This window comes from Actinoplanes xinjiangensis (assembly GCF_003148685.1).
GTDB classification, from domain to species: Bacteria; Actinomycetota; Actinomycetes; order Mycobacteriales; family Micromonosporaceae; genus Actinoplanes; species Actinoplanes xinjiangensis.
In genome coordinates, this window is sequence record NZ_QGGR01000083.1 from 1 (window position 1) to 1,369 (window position 1,369).

A 1,369-nucleotide genomic window follows, 5' to 3' on the forward strand; every position below is an offset into this window, starting at 1 on the left:
GGGTCTGTAAAGAGAACGGCTGATCTGGGTTGCGAACTGTTCAGTGGATGACCGGGTCGAGCCGGCCTTCGAAGGCGGTTTGGAAGGCGTTCAGGGGTGCTTTCCAGCGCATCGTCCAGCGGCGGCGGCCGGCGCCGGTCGGGTCGAGGCTCATCAGCGCCATGTAGACGCACTTGAGGGCGGCGGTCTCGTTCGGGAAGTGGCCGCGGGCTCGGACGGCTTTGCGGATGCGGGCGTTCACCGACTCGATGGCGTTCGTGGTGCAGATGACCTTACGGATCTCGACGTCGAAGGCGAGGAACGGTACGAACTCCGACCAGGCGTTCTCCCACAGCTTCACGATCGCCGGGTATTTCTTGCCCCAGGCGTCGCTGAACTCAAGGAACCGTTCAGTCGCGGCGTCCTCGGTCGCCGCGGTGTAGACCGGCTTCAACGCCCGGGCGATCTTCTCGTAGTCCTGGCGGGCCGCGTACTTGAACGAGTTCCGCAGGAGGTGAACCACGCAGGTTTGGACCACGGTCTTGGGCCAGACGGTCTCGACCGCGTCGGGCAGGCCCTTGAGCCCGTCGCAGACCAGCATCAGCACGTCCTGCACGCCGCGGTTCTTGAGTTCGGTGAGCACGTGCAGCCAGTATTTTGCGCCTTCGCCGCCGTCACCGGCCCAGATTCCGAGGATGTCACGATGGCCCTCGGCAGTGACGGCGAGAGCGACGTAAACCGGCCGGTTCGCGACGTGACCGTCCCTGATCTTGACGTTGATGGCATCGATGAACAGGACTGGATAGACCCGGTCGAGAGGCCGGTTCTGCCACTCGGCCATGCCGTCCATCACCTTGTCGGTGATCGTGGAGATGGTCTGCTTGGACACCTCGGTGCCATACACCTCGGCCAGGTGAGCCGCGATCTCCCCATGCGTGAGGCCTTTGGCCGACAGCGACAGCACGAGCTCGTCGACACCGGTCAGCCGCCGTTGCCGCTTGCGCACGATCTGCGGCTCGAACGAGCCGGCCACGTCGCGGGGCACTCTGATCTCGACCGGCCCGACGTCGGTGATCACCGTCTTGGACCGGTGACCGTTGCGGGTGTTGTCCCGCTTGTTCGTTGCCTTGTCGTGCTTGTCGAAGCCGACGTGATCGGTGATCTCTCCTTCGAGCGCGGACTCCAGAACCCGCTTGGTGAGCTGCTGCAACAGCCCACCCGCACCGGCCAGCTTCAGGTCGTTGCCGCGGGCCCGGTCGACCAGCATCGCGACGAGCTGGTCATCCGAGATCTCCGCCGGCGCGACACCGGCCACTCCCCGGTCAGGGTGTTCGGTCGTCATCTGAGCGTCTCCCTAAGTATCGAGATCCGCCGATAAATTTACAGTCCC

1 protein-coding gene is annotated in these 1,369 nt (G+C 64.5%); it reads right to left on the reverse strand.

Annotated features, from left to right (window positions below):
- Positions 1 to 40 precede the first annotated feature (40 nt).
- Complete coding sequence (locus tag BC793_RS48605) at positions 41 to 1,321, reverse strand: IS256 family transposase (protein ID WP_109603427.1); 1,281 nt, start codon at positions 1,319 to 1,321, stop codon at positions 41 to 43.
- Between the last annotated feature and the right edge of the window lie 48 nt (positions 1,322 to 1,369).